Source organism: Cetobacterium sp. (assembly GCF_048470075.1).
In the GTDB taxonomy this organism is placed as follows: Bacteria; Fusobacteriota; Fusobacteriia; order Fusobacteriales; family Fusobacteriaceae; genus Cetobacterium_A.
In genome coordinates, this window is record NZ_DBGBQB010000134.1 from 1 (window position 1) to 2,769 (window position 2,769).

Annotated in this window: 3 protein-coding genes; 2 read left to right on the forward strand and 1 reads right to left on the reverse strand. The window is 29.7% G+C overall.

Features of this window, described 5'->3' with window-relative positions:
* Nucleotides 1-271: IS1 family transposase (locus tag ACMOUI_RS04725; protein ID WP_418964585.1), on the reverse strand; the 271-nt coding region annotated here is incomplete at its 3' end.
* Nucleotides 272-396: 125 nt separating this feature from the next.
* Between ACMOUI_RS04725 and ACMOUI_RS04730 the strand changes: the two genes are divergently transcribed.
* Entirely contained in the window at nt 397-2,358 is a 1,962-nt protein-coding gene (locus ACMOUI_RS04730) for a TonB-dependent receptor (protein WP_418964586.1), read from the forward strand.
* A 24-nt stretch (nt 2,359-2,382) separates the two neighbouring features.
* Nucleotides 2,383-2,748: a NifB/NifX family molybdenum-iron cluster-binding protein gene (locus ACMOUI_RS04735; protein ID WP_418964587.1), complete on the forward strand. Its 366-nt coding sequence runs from the start codon at nt 2,383-2,385 to the stop codon at nt 2,746-2,748.
* Nucleotides 2,749-2,769: the final 21 nt, after the last annotated feature.

Here is a 2,769-nt window from a genome sequence, read left to right on the forward strand (position 1 = left end):
AAGTCTTTTTTACTGCAATATGAATATGATTACACTTTCTGGAATTGCATTTAAACCTAGAATAGTAAAGATAATCATGATGCAAATATGTTCCTGAATTACAAATAGGACATTTAGGATATGAACGCCTATTATCACCGAATTTAGAATTAGCAGAGAATTGTCTAGCGCATTCTTTGCATCGGTATTTTTGATGTCCAAGATTATTTTTACCAAAACGATGAAGGTTTTTAGAGAAACAACGAGGACAAGAGATATTATTAATATACATAGTTAAAAACTGCTCCTTTCTTGGGGGGAATATTGGTTGGTCGAATAACTATTATACCTCAAAGGATTGGAGTAGTTTCAATAAATTTTAAGTTAACAGAAACGATTATATAAAGGGGAGGGAAGATGAAAAAAATATTTTTACTAGCAGCGATTATAGCTGTTGGGACAATTGTTAAGGGAGAAGATAATCCAAAAATTCAACTAGGAGATACAGTTATAACAACAGGTGAAAGTTTTGGAAGTTCAGTTCATGAAACTGCTAAAACTGTAATGGTTGTAACAGAAAAAGAGATTCAAGAAAAAGGAGCATCAAATGTAGGAGAAGCATTGAAAGGTGTTCCAGGGGTAACTGTTAGAAACATGGATGGAGGAAATCCACAAATTGATCTAAGAGGATCAGGAGCTACATCGTCAGCAAATACAATTATTCTTTTAGATGGAATTCCATTGAATGGATTAGTTACATTTAATATAAATCAAATTCCTATAGGAGATATAGAGAGAATTGAAGTTATTCAAGGTGCTGGAGCGATTATGTATGGAGATGGAGCTATTGGTGGAGTAGTTAATATTATAACAAAAGCACCAGAGAATAAAGTTAATTATGGTAGCGTAGGATTAGAAGCTGGTTCTTGGGAAACGAATAGGGCTAATTTAAGCTATGGGACAAAATTAGGAGATAAAATTCTATTAAATGCATCATATTCTGGTTATTCAAGTATGGAGTATAGAGATAGAAATGTAGAGTATAAAGATGATAAAGATACAAGAAATTCAATCTGGTTAAGAGGCATGTATTTATTGGAAGATGGGAATATAGAGCTAAGATATAATCATAATGAAAATAAAGACTACTATACTGGTTATTTAGAAAAGGATCAATTTGAAAAAGATCCTTCAAAGCCAGGAAGTTATGGAGGACTAACTCATAGCATAAGTGATATTTGGAATTTATCTTATAATAAAAAGTTGACAGATAATTTAAATTTTTTAATATACGGTGGTTACTATAATGATGAAAGTAAAAACCAAAATAATGTAACTAAAGAGTATTTTATAAAGCCACAATTAAAATATAATTATGGTAAAGAAGACTATGTTATTTTAGGTGGAGATTATCGTGATGGAAAGAGAGAGTTTAAAGAGACTCTTAAAATTAATGGTATTATGCAGAAGGCTCCAGATGATGAAAGAGAATCTTATGCAGGTTATATTATAAATAAAACTACGTTTGGAAAGCTTCAATTTTCTCAAGGTTATAGAAAAGAAAAAGTGAAATATAAATATAGTACAAAAGTTTATGATTCTAGTTGGAACTTAGTTGAGGTGGAACCACACTCAGCAGATTATGCTAATAATGATAGTTTTGAATTGGGATTAAACTACTTATATTCAGATACAGGAAATACATATTTTAATTATACAAGAGCAGTTAGAACACCAACAATAGGTGATGCTGGAAAATGGTATGGAGATGTAAGAACACAAAAAAATGATATATATGAACTAGGATTAAGAGATATGTTTAGCGAAACTTTTGTTTCAACATCAATATTTTATATAGATTCAAAGGATGAAATTTATTACGATAAAATATTCGATACAAGTGGTTACAATAGAAACTTTGATGGAAAAGTTAGAAGAGTAGGAGCACAGTTATCATTGGCTCACTATTTTGACAAGTTAACTTTAAGAGAGAATATATCGTATATTCAGCCAAAAGTAACAAGTGGTATGTATGATGGAAAAGATTTTGCAGGTGTTGCAAGATGGCAAGCAAACTTAGGAGCAACATATAATTTTACAAATAATTTCTTTGTTAATGGAGATTTATATTATATGGGTAAATCTTATGCAGAAGATGATTTTGAAAACTACTTTGGCAAACAAGATGACTATGTAACATTTGATATTAATACGTCATATAAATTTAATACAGGACTTGAAATATATGGTGGAGTTAGAAACTTATTTGATAAAGACTATTATAATACAGTTACATCTACTAGATCTGGAAATGCAAGAACAGTTTATTATCCTGCTGATGGAAGAAGTGTTTATGCTGGATTCAAATATGAATTTTAAAATATATAACGGAGGTATTTTATTATGAAAAGTTTAAGAATAGCATGTCCAACTAATGATGGAATTATACTTGATTCACAATTTTATGGATGTAAAAATTTTAAGGTATTTGTTGTTGAAAATAATAAACTTGTAGATACATATTTATTAACGCCACCTGTCTATGAACATGGAAAAATGCCAGAGTTTTTAGTAGCAGAAAAGATAAACATAGTTATATCTGGACCTATCGGAGAAGCTACTTTAAATTTCTTAAAACAACATAAAGTAGAGCTATTCTATGGCTTAGAAGGTGTAATGGTTGATTTAATTAGACTTTATTTAATACATGATTTAAAGTCAATAGGAGAGCCATATAATCATAAAAATTATAAAGAGTATATAAAATAGAAATATAAAAGTAGGAGGAAG

Excerpts from the sequence above, each read along its gene's own strand:
- ACMOUI_RS04730 (WP_418964586.1), top strand. The coding sequence starts at position 397 with ATGAAAAAAATATTTTTACTAGCAGCGATTATAGCTGTTGGGACAATT.
- ACMOUI_RS04735 (WP_418964587.1), top strand. The coding sequence starts at position 2,383 with ATGAAAAGTTTAAGAATAGCATGTCCAACTAATGATGGAATTATACTT.